At 50.8% G+C, this 2,789-nt stretch carries 3 protein-coding genes and 1 pseudogene; 3 read left to right on the forward strand and 1 reads right to left on the reverse strand.

Going from position 1 to position 2,789, the window contains the following annotated elements:
* Positions 1–168 (forward strand): annotated as a pseudogene (locus DS906_RS18515) (IS3 family transposase); the annotation flags it as partial.
* Between the two features lie 96 nt (positions 169–264).
* Here DS906_RS18515 and DS906_RS18520 read toward each other — a convergent pair.
* On the reverse strand, positions 265–846 hold the full coding sequence (locus tag DS906_RS18520; protein ID WP_369935309.1) for a recombinase family protein: 582 nt from the start codon (positions 844–846) through the stop codon (positions 265–267).
* A gap of 231 nt (positions 847–1,077) precedes the next feature.
* Here DS906_RS18520 and DS906_RS18525 point away from each other — a divergent pair, with 231 nt between their 5' ends.
* Both DS906_RS18525 and DS906_RS18530 read left to right on the forward strand, forming a co-directional pair.
* Complete coding sequence (locus DS906_RS18525) at positions 1,078–1,719, forward strand: hypothetical protein (protein ID WP_113791562.1); 642 nt, start codon at positions 1,078–1,080, stop codon at positions 1,717–1,719.
* Positions 1,720–1,722: 3 nt separating this feature from the next.
* Positions 1,723–2,709 (forward strand): HNH endonuclease signature motif containing protein, encoded by a 987-nt coding sequence (locus DS906_RS18530; protein ID WP_113791563.1) that lies wholly within the window; start codon positions 1,723–1,725, stop codon positions 2,707–2,709.
* Positions 2,710–2,789 lie beyond the last annotated feature (80 nt).

The following is a 2,789-nucleotide window of genomic DNA, read 5'->3' on the forward strand; positions in this document are numbered from 1 at the left end:
GCCTTCGTCGACCACTACAACCACCAGCGCTACCACGAGAGCCTGAACAACGTCACACCTGCCGACGTCTACTTCGGACGGGACAAAGCCATTCTACAACAACGAGAAAAGATCAAACGAAAGACGCTCGAAGCGCGCCGCTTGCATCACAGCCAACGCGCCGCATAATCAACCCAACCAGATGAGCCAGACACTCTCTTAGTTCAGGCGACCTTTGGACCCAAAAACTCTGCCGACGGACACGAGACAGCTCGCTAACGCGGGCTACACGGCATTGGCTCGTGCACTAGGTAAATATCGATACAGCGTTGCTTCAGAGCACCCGATCCGTTCTGCGACTTTCCGGACCGTAATATCTGGGTCTTTGAGAAGTGCTTTTGCGGCAGCAATGTCTTCGTCGGTAACTGATCTCGGCCTGCCTCCCACTCGCCCGCGTGAGCGGGCCGATTCCAGTCCTGCACGAGTCCGCTCTTGAATGATGGAACGCTCGAACTCCGCTAGTGCGGCGAAGATGGAAAAAACCAACTTTCCACCTGACGTCGTGGTATCAATGGTCTCGGTAACCGACTTTAATCCCACCCCTCGCTCTTCCAAGTTTTCGACTGTCTCGATTAACTGCTTCAGAGAGCGCGCCAACCGATCGAGTTTCCAAACGACAATGGTGTCGGCTTCACGAGCGTAGTCCAACGCAGCTATCAACTCAGGACGATCGCGTTTAGCTCCGCTCGCCTTTTCAATGAAGATTTTCTCGCACCCCACCCTTTTGAGCGCGTCGACTTGCAGTTCAGGGTCTTGATCTTGGGTAGAAACCCGAGCGTATCCAATTAGCACAACAAATCCTCTCATAACTCATTGGACATGTAGGTAATGAGAGGCAGTGTTACAAGAGACTGTTTTGAGAGTATATTTTGCCTTCTCAGGGTGGCTCGAGTTCTTTCGGAACGTGACTCTCAAAAACGATCGAAACCGAGAATAGGGTATCTAGTCTCCTGTTGATTTCGCGACACGACTTGAACCCAGTTGACTCATGATATTCGAATGGTTATGTAACTAATAGCAAAAGTAACAGGATTGGTTATGTCACCACTTAGCAACGCTGAAAAGCAAGCGCGTCATAGACAGAAAGAAGAGCTGCAAAGGTTCGCAGAACAGTGCTTCAGGGAAGCACAAATGGGAGCATTCCGACACGGAGCGAACGCTCCCGCGATGCTCGCGCAGATAAAACAGATGGCCGACTTGCCCTCAGGATGGACCAAGGAAGACTACGAAATGGCCGTCGAGCGCATACAGCAGCTTCGAATGGATCTCATCAACCCAAACAATGATTTGGACAACGATGTCCATGACGCGCTCGACAGCTTTAATGAATGGCAAAAGGCACCTACTAAGGTCAGAATAGATACAGAAAAGGCGATCCAAGAGACTCGCAATCTGGCCTCTCACCTGATCTCGGCCGTTGAGCTAACCAATCTAAGCAACGGGGAACGCGCCGCGGCCCTTGTCGAAGCGCTTCGCCACGTTGGGAGATCGTTGGCTAATGAGCGACCTCTTAGGCGGTCGGATGCCAATACAGTATGTCTTGCGACACTACCTCCACAATACCGACGGCCAGCTTGGTTCGCAGAGTCATTCGCGAAGTACATGGCATTTAGGCTCGGCACAGAGGAGGCCAAAGACGATCTGGGCCAAAAAATCATGGATTACGATTTTGGGATATGAGCTATGAAGTACGACGATTTTGAACTGACGCACCTAGCTCTTATTGATCAATTTGATACTGAGCTTGAAGTCTCTTATCGCGAAGAAAGGTATAGAGTTCGCGACAATGGGGCGGTATTTCGACTGAATAAGTACCGCAAGCGATCACGTCCGTTGGATAAGCAATGGACTTTCGGACGGCAAGCGCCGTCAACCGGCTATTTGTTCGTGTCCGGTGTACCTGTACATCGAATCGTATGCAGTGCTTTCCATGGCGATCCGCCTTCGGATCAGCACGTTGTAGATCACATTGATACGAACCGCGCCAACAACCGACCTGAGAATCTAAGGTGGGTTACAAGGCTGGAAAATGTACTTCTCAACCCGATATCCGCCCGCCGAATTGAGTTTGTGTATGGATCAATCGAAGCGTTCTTCGAGAACCCCAAGGCCGTGCAAACCTACACAGATTTTCCGGATATTTCCTGGATGCGGACTGTAAGCAGGGACGAGGCACAAACCGCGAAAGAAAGCCTGATGAAATGGGCCGAAAGTGGCAAAGCCACTCAAGGAGGTGCACTTGGGGAGTGGCTCTACGGTGGAAGCAATCCCTCGATATTGGAGCCAGAAATCGAAGAGACTGAGTCATTGACGCCTTCGGTTGTACAGGTTCGCTGGAAGGTTCCGTCGGAGTTCCCTGCCTGCCCATCACGAGTCACAGAAGATGCCTTGGAGAAGTATGCCTCTTCTCTCGAATTCGGAAACGTCTTTGTTCAGAATGACATTTACCACGGCCTCGTTGTTCAGCATTCGCTAACCGACAACGGCCTTGTGGTGCTTTCACACAGCCCCTCTGGCGTGAAAGACTGGGCTTTAGCGCATATCTCAACGAAGGATAATTTATTCTATCACAAAAGCGAGGGGACGTTCTTCACGCTCCAAGGGGCACTCAAAGAATTTTGCAGACTCTCGGGTGTAGAATTCGATGATTCAATTGACGACTACTGCTGATCGCCTATCCGGAAACAACTCGACTACGATAGAAAAAACTAGATCCGAAGGACGTGCAGATTGTCTGACGTCAGCGCTTA

The sequence above is a fragment of the Ruegeria sp. A3M17 genome, assembly GCF_003318255.1.
Lineage (GTDB): Bacteria > Pseudomonadota > Alphaproteobacteria > Rhodobacterales > Rhodobacteraceae > Ruegeria.